This window comes from Streptomyces sp. NPDC085524, from assembly GCF_044541755.1.
GTDB lineage: Bacteria > Actinomycetota > Actinomycetes > Streptomycetales > Streptomycetaceae > Streptomyces.
Genome location: NZ_JBITTH010000078.1, coordinates 1 through 1,353, shown reverse-complemented (window position 1 = coordinate 1,353; position 1,353 = coordinate 1). Strand labels below are relative to the sequence as shown.

Sequence of the window (1,353 nt, the reverse complement as noted above, 5' to 3'; positions counted from 1 at the left end):
ACCCAGGGCCACACCCAGTCCCTGCACACCAACGCCCTCGACGAAGCCCTCGCACTCCCCACGGACTTCTCCGCACGCATCGCCCGCAACACCCAGCTCCTCCTCCAGCAGGAATCGGGCACCTGCCGCTCCATCGACCCCTGGGGCGGCAGCGCCTACGTCGAAAAACTCACCTACGACCTCGCCCGGCGCGCCTGGCAGCACATCCAGGAGGTCGAAGCCGCCGGCGGCATGGCGCAGGCCATCGACGCAGGCATCCCCAAGCTCCGCGTCGAGGAAGCCGCCGCCCGCACCCAGGCCCGCATCGACTCCGGCCGCCAGCCCGTCATCGGCGTCAACAAATACCGCGTGGAGAACGACGAGGCGATCGACGTCCTCAAGGTCGACAACTCCTCCGTCCGCACCCAGCAGATCGCCAAACTCCGGCGTCTGCGCGAGGAACGCGACGAGGCGGTCACCCAGGACACCCTCCGGGCACTGACCAACGCGGCCGAGCGCGGCGAGGGCAACCTCCTCGCGCTCGCCGTGGACGCGGCCCGCGCCAAGGCCACCGTCGGTGAGATCTCCGACGCACTGGAGAAGGTGTACGGCCGCCACGCGAGCCAGATCCGTACCATCTCGGGTGTGTACCGAACCGAGGCAGGCGAGTCCCCGTCCGTGGAGCGCACCCGCTCGCTCGTCGACCGCTTCGAGGAGGCGGAGGGCCGGCGTCCGCGCATCCTGGTCGCCAAGATGGGCCAGGACGGGCACGACCGAGGCCAGAAGGTCATCGCGACCGCCTTCGCCGACCTGGGCTTCGACGTCGACGTCGGCCCCCTCTTCCAGACCCCGGCGGAAGTGGCCCGCCAGGCGGTGGAGGCCGACGTCCACGTCGTGGGCGTCTCCTCCCTCGCCGCCGGCCACCTCACCCTCGTACCGGCACTGCGCGAGCAGCTGGCCGAAGAGGGACGCGAGGACATCATGATCGTGGTGGGCGGAGTCATCCCGCCGGCCGATGTCCCCACGCTGCTGGAGATGGGCGCGACGGCGGTCTTCCCGCCGGGCACGGTCATCCCCGACGCGGCCCACGACCTGGTGACGCGGCTCGCCGCGGATCTGGGCCACGAGCTGTAGGCCGGCGATGGCGCGGATCGACATCGAGGCCTACGCGAAGGGAGTACTCGACGGGAAGCGCGCGCTGATCGCGCGCGCCATCACCCTCGTCGAGTCCACCCTGCCCGCTCACCGGGTGCTGGCGCAGCGCCTGTTGACCCAGCTGCTGCCGTACGCGGGCAACGCGCGCAGGATCGGCATCAGCGGCGTGCCGGGCGTCGGCAAGTCCACCTTCATCGACGCCTTCGGCACCATGCTCAC

At 70.9% G+C, this 1,353-nt stretch carries 1 protein-coding gene and 1 pseudogene; both read left to right on the top strand.

The window, feature by feature from the left end; translation table 11 throughout:
* On the top strand, positions 1–1,113 hold a 1,113-nt coding region (locus ACIGFK_RS42490), incomplete at its 5' end, for a methylmalonyl-CoA mutase family protein (RefSeq protein ID WP_400056165.1).
* A gap of 7 nt (positions 1,114–1,120) precedes the next feature.
* Positions 1,121–1,353: pseudogene (locus ACIGFK_RS42485) on the top strand (methylmalonyl Co-A mutase-associated GTPase MeaB); the annotation flags it as partial.